Source organism: Neorhizobium lilium (assembly GCF_004053875.1).
Classification (GTDB): Bacteria; Pseudomonadota; Alphaproteobacteria; order Rhizobiales; family Rhizobiaceae; genus Neorhizobium; species Neorhizobium lilii.
In genome coordinates this window covers 1079274-1096225 of sequence record NZ_SBIP01000001.1, presented here as the reverse complement: position 1 = coordinate 1096225, position 16952 = coordinate 1079274, and the positions used below count along the sequence as shown (strand labels likewise).

Below are 16952 nucleotides of genomic sequence, written 5' to 3'. Positions count from 1 at the left end.
ATGACGATTGCGGTTTCGGCAGTGAGCAAGACCTATCGCAGTGCGCGAGGCGACGACGTGACAGGGCTGAAGCCGGTCACTCTTTCGATTGCCGAGGGCGCTTTCGTCTCGGTCGTCGGTCGCTCCGGATGTGGAAAGTCGACCTTGCTCCGGCTGCTGGCAGGTCTTGAGACTCCGTCTTCGGGGGGTGCGTCGATCGGCAATGAAAAGATTGTCCGCCCGCCTGCCAGCGTTCGCTACCTCTTCCAGAACTACAGCGAATCGCTGCTTCCATGGAAAACGGTGGGCGGAAACATCCGTTTCGGGCTGCGGCATTGTCACGGCGCGCCACCCCGAGACGTTGACATCAGCAGCCTGGTCGAAAAAAAGCTCGAAGAAGTCGGCCTGTCGGGCATCACGGAGCGATATCCGGCCGAACTTTCCGGCGGCATGCAGCAACGTGTGGCGATCGCGCGGGCGCTCGCGGCCAATCCGAAGGTGCTTCTGCTGGACGAGCCGTTCTCGGCGGTCGATGCATTGAGCCGCGCGAACCTTCAGGATCTTCTTCTGAAGGTTTGGGAAGCTCACAGGCTGACGATCGTATTCGTCACGCACGACATCGACGAAGCTCTCTATCTCTCCGACAGGGTCGTTATTCTTGCTCCGAACGGGGGCGGGATCCAGCTTGACGTCGACGTTGATCTTGCAAGGCCGCGAAACCAGATCGAAACACGCTCGGAACCGGCCTTCCTGGAAATGCGCCGAGAGCTTCTCGGGCGCGTCCTTTCCGCGCACTGAAACGGATCACACAATGTCATCATCTGACGTATTTTCAGAAGCGGTTTCGCCAGTGAAAAAGCAGCGATCGGATTTCCTGTCTGACTCCGCGTCGGGATTTGCCAGAACGTTCTTTTCCAGCCGCGCTTTTGGCTGGACAATCGTTCTCGTCCTGTTGGCGGTGTGGCAGATCGTTGCGTCGATCTACCCTATGCCGCAGCTTCCGGCCCTTAGCGACATTTACAGGACCTGGGTCGAGCAGGTCGTCAACGGCGATCTTATCGTCGCCCTTGCGGACACGATGCGGATCACGGCGATCGGCTTTGTAGTCGCGACGGTCGTCGGGATCATTCTCGGTTTCCTGATGGGCCGGGTTACGGTGATCTGGGGGGCGGCGGAGCCATCCGTCGAGCTTGTTAGACAAATACCGATCTCGGCACTGCTCCCGCTGCTCATACTCTATCTGGGCATAGCAGACAGTTTCAAGATCACGATCGTCGTGCTTGCCGCAAGCTTTCCAATCCTGCTCAACACTTTCGCAGGCGCACGTAGTGTTTCAAAGACGATGAGGCAGACAGCGCAGACCTTTCAGCTCTCCTGGCTTCAGGCCCAACTCGAAATCGGGTTGCCAGCCGCTCTTCCTTATATTCTGGTCGGCATGCGGCAGGCCCTCGGCGTAACACTCGTCATCGCCGTGGTAACCGGGATGCTCGCCGGAAACAGCGGCATCGGTTACTACATTCTGCAGGCCCAACAGGTACTCGACATCCGCGCCCTGTTCGCGGGCATCCTGACCGTCGCGGCCGTCGGCTACGTTCTCAACGCAATCTTCCTTGTCATCGAGCACCGATTGACCCGTTGGCGCACCTTCTCATCCGGCCAGCATTGAAGGCGTCCTTACCAACTCAATCCAATGAGACAGATCATGACCTCAAACCCTTATCTGCGCCGCGCAAACACCATCAGCGCGGAGGATCTTTCTACTCTTTTGGGCAAAGCTGCGAATCTTGTCCTGCTCGATGTCCGGTTCACGCCGGGGAAGCCCGGGCGCCGGGAGAGCTACCTCCAAGACCATCTGCCGGAGGCCCATTACATTGATCTGCCGACAGAATTAGCAGATCCTGTTGCCCGGCAACAGGGGCGTGGCTCCAATCCGTTGCCTGCCGTGTCCAACCTGCAAGACGACCTTCGAAAGCTCGGCGTATTCCGCGATAGTCAAATCGTTGTCTATGACGACACGAACGGCGCAGCGGCAGCGCGGGCCTGGTGGACGCTCATCTGGGCAGGAGTGGCCGAGGTTCGGATTCTCGAAGGCGGGATTTCGGCCTGGAAAGCCGCAGGTTACCCGCGCGCGAGCGGCGAGATCGGTATCGTACAGCCCGGAGACATCGAACTGAAACCGGGCAAATTGGTGAGTCTCCACGTCGAGCAGGTCGCTGCCTTCCCGCAACACGGGACTCTGGTCGATGTGCGTCCTGCCGCCGCCTTCAGCGGAGAGGGGACGGGACACATTCCGGGGGCCAAAAGCTTCCCCGCCGACCGTCTGGTTGATCCCGACGGCAAGTTCGTCGCTGAAGAGCAACTCAGGCAGCGGCTGCGAGACGCCGATATCGACATCGACCGACCCTTGGCGGCTTATTGCGGCGGGGGGATAGCGTCTTCCCTGTTCACGCTGGCGCTCGCACAAATCGGCAAGGATGTCGCGCTCTATCCCGGCTCTTGGTCGGAATGGACATCCGACCCAAACCGCCCCGTTGAAGTTTGATTTTGCAAAATAATCTGAGGATTTGACATGACGATACAGCAAATTTTTTCGGTTGAAGGCAAGAAAGCGATCGTGACCGGCGGCGCGAGCGGACTTGGGCGCGCGATCGCCGAAGGCCTGCTTGAGAACGGAGCCGACGTCGCGGTGATCGATCGTGACGAAGCGCGCCTGGCGGCGGAAAAGGACAGGCTGGCGGGCAGGGGGTTTCATGTTCGCACGTACTCCGGAGACGTCTCAGAGGACGTGATAGCAAGCGTTATCCATTCTGCGGTGTCTGACCTCGGCGGCGTTGATATCGTGTTTGCAAACGCTGGTGTGACAGGCGGATATGGCCCGGCCACAGGCGCGAACGAAGCAGGGCTGTTCGAGAATATCGACCTCGAAGCCTGGCAAAAAACTATCGAGATCAATCTGACAGGGGTCATCCGAACGCTCAAGCAGGTCGTGCCGATGCTCAAGGAACAGCGCTCGGGTAAAATCGTAGTGACCGCCTCGATTGCCGGCTTGAGGGCTAACCCATCGATTGGTTACTCGTATACCGCCTCGAAATCAGCCCTCGTTCTTCTGATCAAGGAACTTGCTCTCGAGCTGGCGCCGTACGGCGTCAACGTCAACGGACTTGCGCCGGGTCCGTTCAAGACGAACATCAACAATGGCCGCTTTTTCAACGCGGATAACGAGGCAGGGGAGGCGGCGACCGTTCCACTTGGCCGGCTCGGCCAGCCTCAAGAGATCAAAGGACTGGCGCTGCTGCTAGCCTCCGACGCGGCCAGCTATATCACCGGCACAGTGATTCCCATCGATGGTGGCAAGACTGCGGGTGCGTAATGCTGGCCTTGCTAAATCATTCCTCACAAGACACGCTTCAGCAGCTGGCGGCACCTGAAATCGGCTTGATCCACCCGGCGATCACACCAAGTGCGTCAATTCAGTTCAGTTGTACGGCGCGACAAACGTGGCGAATGCGTCCCCGGCGATCTCGATCACAGAACCCGAAAATGCCGAGCCGCCTCGCGATGGCCATGGCCTTCTTCAACAAACCATACCACACGCTCACGCAACGCAATCGGATGTGACTTGCCCATGATGATTTCCTTCACAGCGAAGGGGAATCACGGATAAGCCGATTTGAGAAGATTGAATCGTAAAAATGGCGACAGGCTTTAGAAGCTGAAACCCCGTTCGATCAAACAATCCAGTCTCTTCGCCGAATTCACGGCTGGCGGCGTCGATCACCGGTTCCCCTTCTTCCACGGAGCCTCCGGGTACTTGTAAAGGTACTTCAGAAAAATCGGGTTCGTCAAACACCAAAAGCCGATGGGAATTGGTGGCGTAAATCAGGCTTTCTCGATCATTTTTATTCCTTCCGCCCGCGATCCGCGGCAATAGGCGAAAAATCAGTAATTCAGCGACTGAAATTTCAATTGTCCGAGCCTCGAAAAGCAGGCGGTCTATAGGCGAACGGCTGACGGCCTGAGCGCAGCCAAGTCTGTCTCAAGTTGGTAGGAGTAATGCTGCGGCTTCATCCAAGTCGGAGACTTCCGCGTAGGGCAGCCAGTTCGGGTTGCCGCGTTGCCCTCGCCGGTTCACCCAAATGCCTCGTACTCCGAGTTCGTGACAAGCTTTCATGTCAAGGAACATGCCCATTGCGACATGAACTGTTTCGTCCTTTGTCACTCCCATCGTTTGGTAAGCATGCTCGAAGAGTTTCGGCGACGGCTTATATGCCTGCGCCCGCTCGGCGGTGATGACGTAGTCGATGGGCACGCCGAGGTGCGCCAGGTTCTGAACTATAATGTCTTCATCCGAGTTCGTGAAGATTGCGAGCTTGTAACGCTTGCGCAGCCGCCGCAGGGCATCGGGGACCTCAGGATGCGGGCCCATGGTGGGAATCGCGGTTGCGAGCCGTTCTACGACATCTTGGCCGGCATCAAGGTTGTGCTCCGTCAAAGCCGCGCGAAATCCGGTGCGCAAGATGTCCTTGTAAAGCCGGTGGGGTCGCTCGGCCTCAAGGCGGCGTGAGTTCTCCGAGAACGTGTCGAGCACTGCGGAAGCGTCTGCCGCGTCGCGGCCTTGCGCGACGAGAACAACTCCTATCTCCCGCAGCAGCACCTCATACCACTGAACGAGTGTGCCATAGCAGTCGAAGGTGATGACCTTGGGGGCGGGATCGAATTTAAACATTGGGACGTCAGAATTGGGCATTGAATAGCTCACATCTTGCATCGTGATTAAGCACTGCGCGGGGCAATCCCAACTCGCAACTTGGCCAACCGCGTTCCACCAAGCCGTCATTCACGGACGAGGAACAGAACGTCCAAAGCGACAGCTCCACGCCTAGACGTATATTGCGAACCTGATGTCGTCGATCCCGGAGAGCTGCGGCTCGGAGTTCATGACGCAGAGCGGCCCTGACCGGCCTGTCCCAAATGATTTGAGCTGAAGCCATCATCGTATTTTAGCCCATAACCCAACGCGCGGTCAAAACCGATATGGGCTGCCCAGATCACTCCGATCGCCGTGGCCTGGGGTATAGCCCAAAAAACGCCTATGCCGGCCACCGCGAGGGGAAGAGCATAACAGTGGCCAAAATTGTAGACCACGGCCCCAGCCTTCCGTCCGAGCAGATAACCAACCATGAACACGTCCGGTGCAAAAAATAGGATGCCGAACAACCACCAGCCGGCTTCCAGTCTGGAATAGACGATGGTCGCGCCGGCAAGGACCAGAAGCCCCTCAAGGCGCAGCAGAGTTCTGGGTGTCCCGGTAACAAAGCCGTTCATTGCGTTATCTCGCCGATGTATAAAATCTCCAGGCACCTCACTGATTGTATGCTTCACGGTTTACCTTGGCGTCAAGATGCTACCGGATGCCGCTCTTGCCTGACCCGGTAAAGAGCAAATTTTTCAAGCGGCAGCCTCCGGAACGCTGGCAAAAGGCTCACCGATTGCCGGTCGTGCTCGAATATCAATGTCGCGCGAGCATCGCGGATGATGCCTGCTATTCGGTCGAGGGACGCGATAGCGACGCTGGACGAATTGTGCGTCGAACTGGCGGGGCGGGGCGTCTTGGTCGTCCGCTCGACGGCCAGCCGACTTCTGCATCGGCTTGGGCTGAGCCATAAAAAAAGCCTGCAGGCCGCCGAGCAGTTGCGGCCGCAGATCGCCCGCGCGTGCCAAGCATTGATCAGGTGGCTGGCGTATCGGCATGACCCTTTGGTGTTGGAAGCCAAGGAGGGACTAAGCATCGTCAACGGTTCGCCTTGCGCTACCGGTCTTCCCCGTCTTGCTCTTTCCGGCATGGCTCGACTTGCAGACTGGGCAGATGCCGCCGCTGCATTGACGTACGAAAATCTCAGCATTCAGGTCGAAGCTTTTGGCGAGGAGCCACTGGCTCTGCGGCGGTCCCTCGGTCTAAAGACCGTTGGTGCTCGCTTTCGCGACTATCTTGAAGACAGTGCCATACTGTTGGAAACCGCGGGGGCTCTGACCCAGGATCCGCTCAGTTTGCGCGGCATACAGCATGTTCACGGCGCGACGCGTGACGTTTTCGATCACGTGGGTGAGGTGGTCGACCGCGAACTTGCCAGTGTGACCGACAACCCGACCGTCGCGGGCACAAGCGCTGAACCGCGCGTCTTCTCGCAAGCCCATGCCGTCGGCGCAGCACTTGGACTCGCGATGGACAGCCTCTCCGTCGCTGCTGCCCAGCTCGCCGCCATCTCTGAGCGGCTTCTCGACCGCCTAGTGAACCCATTGGTCAGTGGTCTGCCCGCATTCCTGGCGCCTAATAGTGGCGTCTGCTCCGGGTATATGATCCGCGCAATATGCGGCGACATCACTTGTCGCCGAAAACCGCCGGCTGGCCGCACCCGCAAGTCTGGACGGAGGCATCACATCGGCATTGCAAGAGGATATTCTCACCCACGCCACACCGGCCGCCTGGAAAGCACTGACGATTTCCGCATCTTGATTATAACGGCGGTTCATATCCCGTCAAGGCGTGTGACACGATTGACGTTTCTATACTAGATTCGCAAAACCAATATAAGGACGGTCTGCGTGTCAAACGAAGGCGATCAAACCTTGGCAGGGCGCTATATACCAAAGCAATTACGGGCACCGTGGGTGCCTTATGGAGATAAATCTCACCTTCGAACCGCTTACGAACTTGCTGTTGATGAGCTTGTTAAAATGCCGATGCCGCAGCATTCGTGGCAAGTTCGAGGAATAGAGGGAGGCGGTACCATCGAGTCGGACCGACCACGGCTTGCTCACAGTTCGCGACTATACTAGAGTTGCGAAAACGATATAGAGGTCGTAATGATTAAGCAGATTGATCTTATGTTCCGAACCATGGTCGCAGAGCTTCAACAACGGGCGTTCGATGACGATTGGGCGGAGGACTTCCCTCCGGCGGGTAGATTCGTGCCGGTGAATGTGGATGATCGGCGTTACTGGTATTTCGACCAACCTGACGGCCAGGGGGGGCAGAAGCGCCGGTATGTTGGGCCTGCTGACGATCCTATGATTTCAGAACGGGTCGAAACGTTTAAGGGTGAGAAGTCGGACTACAAGGCCCGCCGCAAGTTCGTTTCCACGCTGACGCGCGAAGCCGGTTTGATCGCTGCTGATCGTTTTACCGGCGATGTCGTACAAGCGCTTGCCAAGGCCGGATTGTTCCGGCTACGCGGTGTTCTCATCGGCACGGTCGCTTTTCAATGCTACTCGGCATATCTCGGCATCCGTCTGCCCTCGGCGGCGATCCTAACAGGTGATGCAGACCTTGCCCAGGATTTTGCGATCTCCGCCGAAGTGGCGGATTCAATGCCGCCGATCCTCGATCTCCTAAAAGGACTTGATCCAACTTTCCGGGCTGTGCCGCACATCAGCGGTAGCCCTCAATCTCATGCCTTCCGGAACCAAGCCGGCTACAGGGTCGAATTTATGACGACGAACAGGGGAGCCGAAGAATATTCGGATAAGCCCGCCAGCATGCCTGCTCTCGGCGGCGCGTCGGCCGAACCGCTAAGATTCATGGACTTTTTGATCCGTGATCCCGTTCGTTCGATTCTGCTACATGGTGCCGGTATCTCGGTGGTCATCCCTGATCCTTCCAGGTACGCAGTGCATAAGCTCATCATTGCCGGCCGCCGCCAAAATGACGCTGGCGGCCAGGCAAAACGGGATAAAGACATGAGACAGGCAGGAATGCTATTCGACGCCCTGCCGGTCACAGGCCATGGGCCTTCACTGGCTGACGCCTTGGAAGAGGCTTGGGATCGCGGGCCTGCCTGGAAGCAGGCGATCTCAGAGGCAGCCGAAACCATGCGCCGGGAATATTGGGGCGCTGTCAATCGGATGGTTGGCATTCTCAAGAGATAATGGATAGCCCACTGGCAAGGCAGGCCTCATCTGTTTCGGAAGGGAGCAGGCTAAAGTGCCGGACCCTTCTGCTCCTCCTCGGGCTTACGATCTCGCCTCCTGCTGCAATTTCCGCTTTTGCTGTGCCAGCTCCAGGTTTCGGCAGTCTGTTTCCAGCTGGCGACAGATCGAGCGGGAATATTCGGATTTTGATCTTGAGCCTTACGCGCTTCTTCTCCCTCGCACGGCAAATTGACAGAATAAATTGGGATAAGACTAGTTGCTCCCAGCGAATATAGCGACAGGAGTTCGAATCTCTTCAAGACGAGAAAGAGCTTTTGGGCTTTCACTGCGGCAAATATGCCTCTGCTCCTGTGGTTATGATTTCTTCTTCGCTGAGATGCTTGTGCCATTGCGAGTAGAGCACGAAGCGATCGCGGGAAAGCCCGATATCCTTCTTCAGGTACCGATGAATAGCACTGAACGCCCGGTGCTCGCATCCGCCCCAGACAAAGACCGTATCGAGCTTCTCAGGCCATTTCACTGAGCGTACGGCATCCACCAGCAACGTCGTCGTGCCGGCGTCAGCGCCCTTGCGATGCAGCCAGACGACCTTCAGGCCCATAGGGCAGCGAAGTGGTAACTCGTCTGTTTTCGTGTCCACCTCGATGAACGCATGGCCGGTCGCGGTGACGGGCAGGTTCTCAAGGATCCTTGCTATACCCGGAAAAGCGGTTTCATCGCCGACCAGGACGTAGAACTCTGCGGCTTTGGGACCATTGGCGGCCGGACCGAGGATACCTGCAAGATCACCCGACCGCGCGTCCATGGCCCAACGGGTTGCCGGACCGGGGTTGGCGTGAAGTGCAAAGTCGATCGTGATTTCCTGGCTTGCGGCATCAATATGCCGGATCGTGTAGACCCGTGTAGGAACAGCTTTGTCATCCGGCCATACGACATGGCCTCGGTAGTCAAGCATCGGCCATCGCGGTTGGGCTGTGCCACGCGGCTGGAAAATGAGTCGACATTGGAACTGGTCGTCGCGATCGTACCGTTCCAGGTTCTTCCCCCGGAACACTAGCCGGCGGAAGCGCGGAGCAATGTCTTCTACGGATTTCACATGCAGGATGCGCAGATCGGCGGGTAGAGCCGGTTCAGCATAATCCCCTTCCCACTGGATTTCCAGCTTTTCACGGGCAGCGATGAAGCCGATCGGCCCGACGAGCGCATGCTTAAGCCTATTGAGACCGCCAGCGTCCGTGGATTCGGCCGTCAGCTTGAAGCCGTTTGCGGTCGCTTCGAACGTGGCATCGCCGAACGGTGAGCGGATATTATGAACTCCATCTGCTTCTTCAACAGTCATGTCGTGGGTCGCGATCGATTCGACGATCGGCTCGACGTATTCCCTGATGTTCGCAAACTTCACCATGGCGCTTGCGCGATATCGTTTGTTGATGATCGGTGACATCCGGATTTCTCCTTGAATTCAGATCGAGGCCCACAATGGTCCCTCGACGGGGAATGCCGCGAAATCGCGGTTGATACGATCGAGGATGGCCGCAGCGTCAAGATCGACGCATTGTTCGGGGTGCAGCCATTTTGCGGTTTGGGCTACGAACAGGATGTTGAGCGGAAGATTGGTGATCAGCCCGGTCCATATCCCATGAACGCGCTTCGCGCGAACGCTTGGCAAATGGTCGAAGGCAGGCCTTCCGTCGACTAGGCGCTGTAAACCTTGCCGGCCGCGGGCGGGGTCGATACCGGGCCCGATCGCGGGCCGGCTGCCCGATGCCCATCCACCACCAGAGGCGATGTAGACGTCGTGTGGCGTGGACAGCAGATATTCGAGCGAGAGCTTTTCAAACCAAGATGCGGTCACGCCTGGTAAGGGTTGTCCGCCGGCAAGTGCCAGAAGATCGCCCCAGACCTTCCGCCCTGCCGCCCAGCAGCAATCGTCAAGGGTGGACTGGATCTCCAGATAGGTTGTGACCGGTGTCGTGCCTGCAAGGCGTGCCGTTATCCCTGCCAACTCTCGTTCAAAGAAGGAGGCGAACGCATTTGCCTTTGCCGATGCGCCGAGGAGTATGCCCCACATTTTCATCGAGTTCTTGAGTTCGGAAACAGGATCGGCGGCCTGCGCGCCGGCAATGGCATTGCTCGATGCATCGCTGTAAACCACCGGAATACCGAATTGCTTCAGCCTTTCCACCATTGGATCGGCGTCACCCTGCGGCGTCATGAAGGCTGTCGTGACAATGAGGTCTGGCGCGAGGCCGATCAACCCTTCCAGTGAAACTGTATCGGGAGACTGCTTGCCGACGGTGCTGACGGGATGGCCGTTGAGCAGGCGCTCTTGCAGCCTCTCGCTATCGATCCGATCGACAGCCGCCCAGCCGACGACGAGCGAGGCGGGATCGGCATGAAGGAGGGACATGGTTAGGAGATCGTGTGCCTCAAGAAGTATGATCCGTTTTGGCAGCGCGGGAAGTCGCACCTCGCGCCCAGCCATGTCCGTTACTGTCAGTGATTGTTCCTCCGCCGCCACAGGTCGGATCCCCGAAAGGATGCCCGCGGCCGCGATGGAGGTGCAAAAACGGCGTCTTGTTAAAGTCACTGCCGCCTCACCACTTGTATCTCAGGCCGGCCAGGACTGTCCGACCGTTCCCGTACTGGCAATAATATTCGGAACTGCAGGAGGAATAGTATTCCTTGTCGAGCAGGTTAGTGACATTGAGCGTTGCCTGAAGCCCTTTCAGGCTTGGGTTCTTCGCTCCGAAATCGTAGCGGAGCGCTGCGTCGAGCAGCGTGTAGCCATCCGCCTTCACCGTATTCGCGTCATTGCTGTAGCTGGACCCGACGAAGCGTAGGCCCCCGCCAATGCTCAAACCTTCCAGCGCGCCGGTGTCCATAGTATAGTTTGCCCAGAGCGAACCGTAGTAGCGCGGTACGGCCTGCGGACGGTTGCCAACGATCGACGCGATGTTGGATTCGGAAACTTCCGTGTCGAGCAGAGACATTGCGGCAATCAGTTCAAGATTGCTGGTGAGGTTACCTCTGGCTTCAAATTCCACGCCCCGCGAATGGATCTCGCCCTGCTGTTCGTTGAAGCCGGTTGAAGCATTGTAGTAAACGACGTTTTGTTGGCGGATGTCGAAGGCAGATAGGGTAAAGACGGCGTCCAGCCCTGCTGGCTGATATTTGATACCCACCTCGTATTGTTGCGCTTCCGTCGGTTTTAACGGACTGCCGCTGGCTCCCACGCTGGTCGACGGCTCGAATGAGGTGGAGTAGCTGACGTAGGGCGCTATGCCGTTATCGAATAAATAGAGCAGGCCCGCTCGATAGCTCATCGCACTGTCAGATCGCTCGATTGACGTGCCGGTGAGGCGATTATCCGTATCCTGGTTTGCCCAGTCGTGCCGGACACCGAAGACACCGCGCAGGCTGCCGATTTCAATCTGGTCCTGAACGTAGATACCCGTCTGGCGAAGCGTCTGATCGCTATCGATCGCAGTCATGAACGGGCCGACCGGCTGACCATAAACGGGGTTGGTGACATCAAGCGACGTCGCGCCACCCAGCATATACTCCCAACTGCTGCTGGAGCGCTGGATGTCGAGGCCTGCAAGAAGTGTATGACGCGCGGTGCCAGTCTCGAAGTTGAACTCCGCCTGATTATCGAACGAAAAACCACTCGCTTCTTCAATGGAATGCACAGCCCAGCGAGGGATAAGACCGGTTGCCGACATCGGGCCGTTCATCTGGAGCGATTGCATGTCAGTTTCAACGCCCGAATATCGGAAGTTTGAACGTACGGTGACCTGTTCATCAAAACTGTGTTCAAACCTATAGCCAACGCCGTATTGGGTGCGCTCGAAAGCGTCATAGTTTGGATCACCAACATTGAGATCGCGACACAGGAAACCGGCATAGCCTGCAGGAGCCAGAAACTTCGGATACAGGGAATTAAAATAGCCGCCTTCCGGATCCCGTTGATAATAGCCGGAGATCACCAGCGACGTGTCTGCGTCCGGCTCCCACTTCAGCGATGGCGTCACGCCAAGGCGCTGCTCGTCGACATCGTCATAGCGCGTGCCCGAGGACCGGCCGATGACCCCAAGCCCGTACTGCACCGTGCCATCGGAGGTGAGAGGTCCGGTGGAGTAAAGTCCGCTCTGAACCCGCCCGTCCGATCCGACCTCAAGTCGGACCTCATTTGATTGGACCTCGGATGGCTCTCGGCTAACCTGATTGACGAGGCCGCCGGGGCTGATCTGCCCATACAAAAGGGCAGACGGCCCCTTCAGGACGTCCACATGATCCAGGAAGAACGGATCTATGGACGGAGTGGCGAAGGCCTGTCCTCGCTGCAACTTCAGGCCATCGAGATAGCTGACATAGTTCGTGGCAGTGCCGAATGCGCCGAAGCCCCGGAGAAACACCGAATCATAGCGCGAATTCGAATCCCGATCGGAAAGGACGCCGGCCGTATAACGCAGCGCCTCACTCACTGTTTGGGGGTTCTGGTCGTCTATCTGTTTGCGCGTGATGGTCGTTATGGATTGCGGCGTCTCTGCGACGGGCGTCACGGTCTTGGTAGCGGATCGGGCAGATTTGACGAGAACACTACCGGACGTGTCGTTGGTGGCTCCATCACCATAGATTATGATGGGCGCTAATTGCGTGACCTGATCTTGAGCCCAGGCTTGGTTGACGAAGAGGAGAAAGGTCGATGCCGTCAGTATCTGTTTTAGGGAAATGCTGTACTTCACGAAACGCCCCCATGGTCGCAGCTTGCAGTATCTGGTAGGCTATTAAATCAAACGGGATCGTCCTGTCCAGTAAATATGAGCGGTTTCGTCAGCTTTCATGCTGGCAAACAAACCCTCGGTGTTGAGACGGGACGAGCCTAGGACAGTCGGAGAAAAAGATGGCATCTGAAAACGTACGTACGATGACCCGAGTGGGTCGGCCCCCTAAAGCGAAACAGGATGCAGCGGCAAAGAGAATTATAGAGGCGGCTACCGCACTTTTTGCCAGCAGGGGATTTGCGGGCACGTCGATGGAACAGGTCGCGTCGCATTGCGGAGCTGGCAAGGACACCGTGTATCGCCGCTACCCGTCGAAAGTGGCCCTGTTCGAAGCGGTCGTCGAACACGCACATCAGTGCGCGACTGCCAAGATCGAGAAGATGCCCGCGGCAAGCGGGAACTCACTTGAGCGGCTCCGATCACTGATGCTCGAACTCTTGCACGTGAATATGGAGCCGGAACTCATCGCATTGAAGCGTATCACCTTCAGTGAAGCCGTTGTTTTCGAGAAGAACGGGCCGATACCGCCGCAGCCAGATCCGATCATGGTCAAGCTGATTGAGACGGTTGGCGAGGCGCAAGACTTCGGTGCCATCGGCGCTGGCGATGCTACCGAGATCGCTCATCATCTCATTCACTGTATGGTCGTGTTGCCGACGACCGCGGCACTGATAGGAAGCAATGAGTTTGACTCGCGCCGGAATATTGAAGCACATTTTGACAGGACTTGGCATTGGCTCATCAATGGCGTGAGTGGGGGTAATATGTAGTAACCTACCGAATACAGCTCTGTGGCAATATGCCGTTTATTGCTTCGGTATCTTGATCGTTGAGTTGAATCGAGCGCTCTCTTGATCTCATATGCCTGATTGCCATCTTTTTTGACCGAGCAGCCGCGTGCTTTCCTCGGCGAGATCGCGATATTGAGCGAGAGGGCAGATGAGCTTGTCAAACTGGAAGCACACTATGCGGTTGAGCTCTACGATCGGTCTTTGTTCGATGCCTATGATATCGACTTTCCTCACAAACTGATCAACGCGGTTCCAAAACGCCAAGCGAGTTTCTTGCCGGCCGTGTTCTTGCTCGTACCGCTCTGGAGATATTGCATCATCCGAGTGCTTCGATAGCCATCGGAGAATGGGGTGCTCCCATTTGGCCAAGCGGAGTATCGGGTTCGATCAGCCATTCGCAGGGCAAATGTGCCCGCCTTGTCGTCGCCGACGACGCAACGCTGGTTGGCATTGATATCGAAAAGGTGCCGGCAGGTGCTTCATTGCAGGCAATTTTGCAGGAAGCCCTGAACGCCGAAGAGCGAGATCGGATTTTTCGGCAGACGATGTTTGATGCCCCGATACTTGCGGCGCTGATTTTTTCAGCCAAGGAAACCCTGTACAAGGCACTATACCCGATCGTCCTGGAGTTTCTCAGATTCGATGCGGTTGTCTTCAACGGAATTCGCGGCGACGAGACTCTGTCATTATCCATGGTGCACGCGCTGCATGATGCCATTCCTCGCAATCAGGAGATCTTGATCCAGTTCGAGATCGGCGGAGAGTTCGTCAAAACCTGGGCGATAATCGAGCGCGGCACGCTGCATTCTTTTCGCTGAGATTTCGTGTCGCCAGCGAATACTGGCGGCACAGGGATTTGAGTGTCGGTCGGCCTTGTCGGTTAAACACCGGCGGCCGATCTGTGTTGCCCGTCTACAGCGGGAAAGAAGCCGACCTTCATGTAATAATCGACGTAGCGACGAGCACTGCGTCGGTAATCGGCTGCGGCGCAAATCCAGTCCCGGCCAATGCAGCCTCGATCCTCTGCTGATCTAGAGCCGATTTCACCTCCAAGCCATCGTACTTGTCGAGATGATCTGTCAGGAGCAGGATGGAGGACAAGGAGTGGGTCGCCCTGTCTGGCTCTTTCCTCCGCTGCCCTCGTCAGACGCTCGCGCCAGGCCTCAAATGGCATGACCTTCAGATGATGCCCAGCTCTTTGCGTCGCTCCACAACCGCACGGATGCTCGTCTGCATCCGATTGGACAGATGATAAGTCGCGCCGGGTTCTCCGCGTTCTATCAGCGCGGCCAGCGCTTGTGCCACATCGTCGACGGGCGCGAGGGTCAATCGGTCCGACCGGAGGTCCGGTGCCGCCTGAAGCAGAAGCATCGATCGGATGAAATGCCAGAAGCCGATGCTGGTGCTGCCGATTCCCGTCTGACCATGCCCGCTGACGCGACCGGGACGATGGATCGTCACGGGCAGGCCCCTTGCCGCAGCCGCGTGCATCAGTTCCTCGGCCACCCATTTGCTTTGAACGTAGCCGGTGTCTTCCACCTCGCCGATCGTCAGCCGGGTGTCCTCCTTGATGACGGAGGGGTTGGAGCCGCGCCGCGCGACCACCGATGCGGTCGACACGAAATGGACAGGCGTGACACGGTTGCCGCCAGCCGCAATACCTCCTTCGCTCCCTCGACATTTATCGCCGCAAGGCGCGCAAACTCGGTTCAAGGCGTGTTACTGATTAAACCGGCGATACGAGGCAGTCGCGGGCTCGCGAAGGTTACAGGCGTCATAATGTGGGCACCGTTCCCCATCAATCGTGTGTTCGGCTCCATGCCGAGAGTATAGCAGGAGTTATCCACCAAGGTTTCCGCAGGACGGGGCGGGCTTATAGAAAAATGATAACAGCAAGGCATTCCTGGTAGTTTTGGTCTGCGGCGGACCCTGATCGTGAGCACGGCCAGGTCAAGGCCCCTTCAATGCGGTGACACAAGAGCATCGGCAGGGCAGTGACAAAGTCTACCGGTGAAGGCCTGCAATCTCGGCTACAAATATGGACAAGGTGAGATCCTCGATTTATCAGGAGAGGGAAAAACGGGAGCGTTCTATGCATCTTTCCATGTGGACTTACCCTTGGGACGTTCAGGATCAGGGTATCGACGGAACGATTTCCGACCTGCGCGACCGGGCCGGTCTCAACACCATCAGTCTGGCAACATCCTACCATGCCGGCCGTTTTCTCCAGCCGCGCAGCCCGCAGCAGAAGACGTATTTCCCGGAAGACGGCACGGTCTATTTCAAGCCGGACGAATATCTCTGGTCCGACATGGAAATCCGGCCCCTGATGGCGCAGAACGTCACCGAGCGCGGCGATATGCTCCGGGCGCTGGTGAACGAGCGTGACAGGGGCGGCATGAAGGTCTCGTGCTGGACGGTATGCCTGCACAACACCCGCCTTGGGATGCTGCATCCGTCTCATGTGACGCGCAATGCCTTCGGCAATGCCAATTTCTATAATCTGTGCCCGTCGAGCCCTGCCGCGCGCGATTATGTCATAACGCTGGTGCAGGATATCACCACTCATTACAGACCCGATGTTCTGGAACTGGAAAGCCCCAACTTCATGGGCTTCGCGCATGAGTACCATCACGAGAAAGACGGTGTGGGCATCCATGAAGAGGATGACTTCATCCTGTCGTTGTGCTTTTGTGACCATTGCATGGAACGCGCCGCCGCGGCCGGCGTCAATGCGACCGGTGCACGCGAAGTCACCCGGACATTCATTGCCGAGATGTGCGAACGCGAAATCCCCGAAAAGCAGTTTCCGGATTTTCCAGCTGCCGGTATCGATGCTTTCAAGGCATGGCCCGAGCTTCACGCCTACCTCGTCTGGCGTACTGAACCGGTTACCAGCCTGATCCGCGACATTCGCGCCAAGGCCGATCCAGCCACGAAAATCGTGCTGATTGACCTGAAGGACGGCTGGCTCGGCGGCGTTGATCTGGAAGCCGTCGGCAAAGTCTGCGACGGCGCCATTCTCTGCTGCTATTTCATGGAGCCCGAGGCCATTGCCGAGGTGATGAAAATGGGTCGGGCAGTTCTTGGCGCCGATAAGTATCTCGGTGTCGGCTTTCGGGTTTTCTACCCTGAGGTTCCCGCGCCCGCAGCGCTTGCCGCGCGCAGCAAGGCTGCCATCGAGGCGGGTGCCGATGGCATCAACTTCTACAACTATGGCCTGATCCCCGCCAAGAGGCTGGACTGGGTGCGTGATGCGGTGGGTGCCCTGACGAAAGACTGACCTCCTCCTGACATCACAATCGAGGAAACCAGGTTTCCTCGATTGTTGTTGCTTGAGCCACGCGAAGGTGTGCTCCACGACCCAGCGACGCGGCAGAACCTCGAAGCCCTTGGCCTTGTCGGTCTTTTTTACGTCGAGCCGACCAGCAAGGTCTCTCCCCGGCAAGACGAAACTCAAGCGACG

At 57.5% G+C, this 16952-nt stretch carries 14 protein-coding genes and 4 pseudogenes; 10 read left to right on the top strand and 8 right to left on the bottom strand.

Annotation, left to right across the window (positions count from 1 at the left end):
- The 4 genes from EPK99_RS05090 to EPK99_RS05075 are packed head-to-tail and all read left to right on the top strand — an operon-like array spanning position 1 to position 3349.
- Positions 1-777: an ABC transporter ATP-binding protein gene (locus tag EPK99_RS05090; RefSeq protein ID WP_128441681.1), complete on the top strand. Its 777-nt coding sequence runs from the start codon at positions 1-3 to the stop codon at positions 775-777.
- Between the two features lie 13 nt (positions 778-790).
- Positions 791-1645, top strand: coding sequence for an ABC transporter permease (locus EPK99_RS05085; protein WP_128441679.1), 855 nt, complete (start codon positions 791-793; stop codon positions 1643-1645).
- Between the two features lie 36 nt (positions 1646-1681).
- Entirely contained in the window at positions 1682-2521 is an 840-nt protein-coding gene (locus EPK99_RS05080; RefSeq protein ID WP_164901698.1) for a sulfurtransferase, read from the top strand.
- A 27-nt stretch (positions 2522-2548) separates the two neighbouring features.
- The gene (locus tag EPK99_RS05075; RefSeq protein WP_128441675.1) at positions 2549-3349 is read left to right on the top strand and encodes an SDR family NAD(P)-dependent oxidoreductase; all 801 of its coding nucleotides are present in this window, start codon (positions 2549-2551) and stop codon (positions 3347-3349) included.
- 351 nt (positions 3350-3700) lie between these two features.
- Here the strand turns inward: EPK99_RS05075 and EPK99_RS25665 are convergent.
- The 3 genes and pseudogenes from EPK99_RS25665 to EPK99_RS05055 form a co-directional block, all read right to left on the bottom strand.
- Positions 3701-3862: pseudogene (locus EPK99_RS25665) on the bottom strand (NUDIX domain-containing protein); the annotation flags it as partial.
- A gap of 153 nt (positions 3863-4015) precedes the next feature.
- The gene (locus tag EPK99_RS05060; RefSeq protein ID WP_245455672.1) at positions 4016-4705 is read right to left on the bottom strand and encodes a haloacid dehalogenase type II; all 690 of its coding nucleotides are present in this window, start codon (positions 4703-4705) and stop codon (positions 4016-4018) included.
- A 209-nt stretch (positions 4706-4914) separates the two neighbouring features.
- Entirely contained in the window at positions 4915-5304 is a 390-nt protein-coding gene (locus tag EPK99_RS05055; protein ID WP_128441670.1) for a DUF4260 domain-containing protein, read from the bottom strand.
- Between the two features lie 429 nt (positions 5305-5733).
- Between EPK99_RS05055 and EPK99_RS05050 the strand changes: the two are divergent.
- Positions 5734-6481, top strand: a pseudogene (locus EPK99_RS05050) (aromatic amino acid lyase); the annotation flags it as partial.
- A 365-nt stretch (positions 6482-6846) separates the two neighbouring features.
- Positions 6847-7905 carry a nucleotidyltransferase family protein gene (locus EPK99_RS05045; RefSeq protein WP_245455740.1) on the top strand — a complete coding sequence of 353 codons (1059 nt, stop codon included), beginning with the start codon at positions 6847-6849 and terminating at the stop codon, positions 7903-7905.
- Between the two features lie 325 nt (positions 7906-8230).
- Here the strand turns inward: EPK99_RS05045 and EPK99_RS05040 are convergent, their stop codons facing one another.
- From EPK99_RS05040 to EPK99_RS05030, 3 genes are all read right to left on the bottom strand, one after another.
- Positions 8231-9352 (bottom strand): siderophore-interacting protein, encoded by a 1122-nt coding sequence (locus EPK99_RS05040; protein ID WP_128441666.1) that lies wholly within the window; start codon positions 9350-9352, stop codon positions 8231-8233.
- 18 nt (positions 9353-9370) lie between these two features.
- A complete protein-coding gene (locus EPK99_RS05035; RefSeq protein WP_245455670.1) occupies positions 9371-10318 on the bottom strand; it encodes an ABC transporter substrate-binding protein in 948 nt (315 codons plus the stop codon).
- A 187-nt stretch (positions 10319-10505) separates the two neighbouring features.
- The gene (locus tag EPK99_RS05030) at positions 10506-12656 is read right to left on the bottom strand and encodes a TonB-dependent siderophore receptor (protein ID WP_128441664.1); all 2151 of its coding nucleotides are present in this window, start codon (positions 12654-12656) and stop codon (positions 10506-10508) included.
- A 158-nt stretch (positions 12657-12814) separates the two neighbouring features.
- On the opposite strand from EPK99_RS05030, the gene EPK99_RS05025 reads away from it, so the two are divergent.
- The 3 genes and pseudogenes from EPK99_RS05025 (at position 12815) to EPK99_RS05020 (ending at position 14304) form a co-directional block, all read left to right on the top strand.
- Positions 12815-13465: a TetR/AcrR family transcriptional regulator gene (locus EPK99_RS05025; RefSeq protein ID WP_128441661.1), complete on the top strand. Its 651-nt coding sequence runs from the start codon at positions 12815-12817 to the stop codon at positions 13463-13465.
- A 296-nt stretch (positions 13466-13761) separates the two neighbouring features.
- Positions 13762-13896: pseudogene (locus tag EPK99_RS25895) on the top strand (4'-phosphopantetheinyl transferase family protein); the annotation flags it as partial.
- Positions 13873-14304 carry a 4'-phosphopantetheinyl transferase superfamily protein gene (locus EPK99_RS05020; RefSeq protein WP_281033452.1) on the top strand — a complete coding sequence of 144 codons (432 nt, stop codon included), beginning with the start codon at positions 13873-13875 and terminating at the stop codon, positions 14302-14304. The pseudogene EPK99_RS25895 and the gene EPK99_RS05020, both read left to right, overlap by 24 nt.
- A 361-nt stretch (positions 14305-14665) precedes the next feature.
- Here EPK99_RS05020 and EPK99_RS05015 read toward each other — a convergent pair whose 3' ends face one another.
- The gene (locus EPK99_RS05015; protein ID WP_128441657.1) at positions 14666-15199 is read right to left on the bottom strand and encodes an SDR family oxidoreductase; all 534 of its coding nucleotides are present in this window, start codon (positions 15197-15199) and stop codon (positions 14666-14668) included.
- Positions 15200-15578: 379 nt separating this feature from the next.
- Here EPK99_RS05015 and EPK99_RS05010 point away from each other — a divergent pair, with 379 nt between their 5' ends.
- Positions 15579-16769: a hypothetical protein gene (locus EPK99_RS05010; protein WP_128441655.1), complete on the top strand. Its 1191-nt coding sequence runs from the start codon at positions 15579-15581 to the stop codon at positions 16767-16769.
- Positions 16770-16823: 54 nt separating this feature from the next.
- Here the strand turns inward: EPK99_RS05010 and EPK99_RS25975 are convergent.
- Positions 16824-16901, bottom strand: a pseudogene (locus EPK99_RS25975) (transposase); the annotation flags it as partial.
- Positions 16902-16952 lie beyond the last annotated feature (51 nt).

What these genes read in the sequence shown, in the direction of transcription:
- EPK99_RS05090 (WP_128441681.1), top strand. Translation starts at nt 1, where the DNA reads ATGACGATTGCGGTTTCGGCAGTGAGCAAGACCTATCGCAGTGCGCGA.
- EPK99_RS05085 (WP_128441679.1), top strand. Translation starts at nt 791, where the DNA reads ATGTCATCATCTGACGTATTTTCAGAAGCGGTTTCGCCAGTGAAAAAG.
- EPK99_RS05080 (WP_164901698.1), top strand. Translation starts at nt 1,682, where the DNA reads ATGACCTCAAACCCTTATCTGCGCCGCGCAAACACCATCAGCGCGGAG.
- EPK99_RS05075 (WP_128441675.1), top strand. Translation starts at nt 2,549, where the DNA reads ATGACGATACAGCAAATTTTTTCGGTTGAAGGCAAGAAAGCGATCGTG.
- EPK99_RS05060 (WP_245455672.1), bottom strand. Translation starts at nt 4,705, where the DNA reads ATGTTTAAATTCGATCCCGCCCCCAAGGTCATCACCTTCGACTGCTAT.
- EPK99_RS05055 (WP_128441670.1), bottom strand. Translation starts at nt 5,304, where the DNA reads ATGAACGGCTTTGTTACCGGGACACCCAGAACTCTGCTGCGCCTTGAG.
- EPK99_RS05040 (WP_128441666.1), bottom strand. Translation starts at nt 9,352, where the DNA reads ATGTCACCGATCATCAACAAACGATATCGCGCAAGCGCCATGGTGAAG.
- EPK99_RS05035 (WP_245455670.1), bottom strand. Translation starts at nt 10,318, where the DNA reads ATGTCCCTCCTTCATGCCGATCCCGCCTCGCTCGTCGTCGGCTGGGCG.
- EPK99_RS05025 (WP_128441661.1), top strand. Translation starts at nt 12,815, where the DNA reads ATGGCATCTGAAAACGTACGTACGATGACCCGAGTGGGTCGGCCCCCT.
- EPK99_RS05010 (WP_128441655.1), top strand. Translation starts at nt 15,579, where the DNA reads ATGCATCTTTCCATGTGGACTTACCCTTGGGACGTTCAGGATCAGGGT.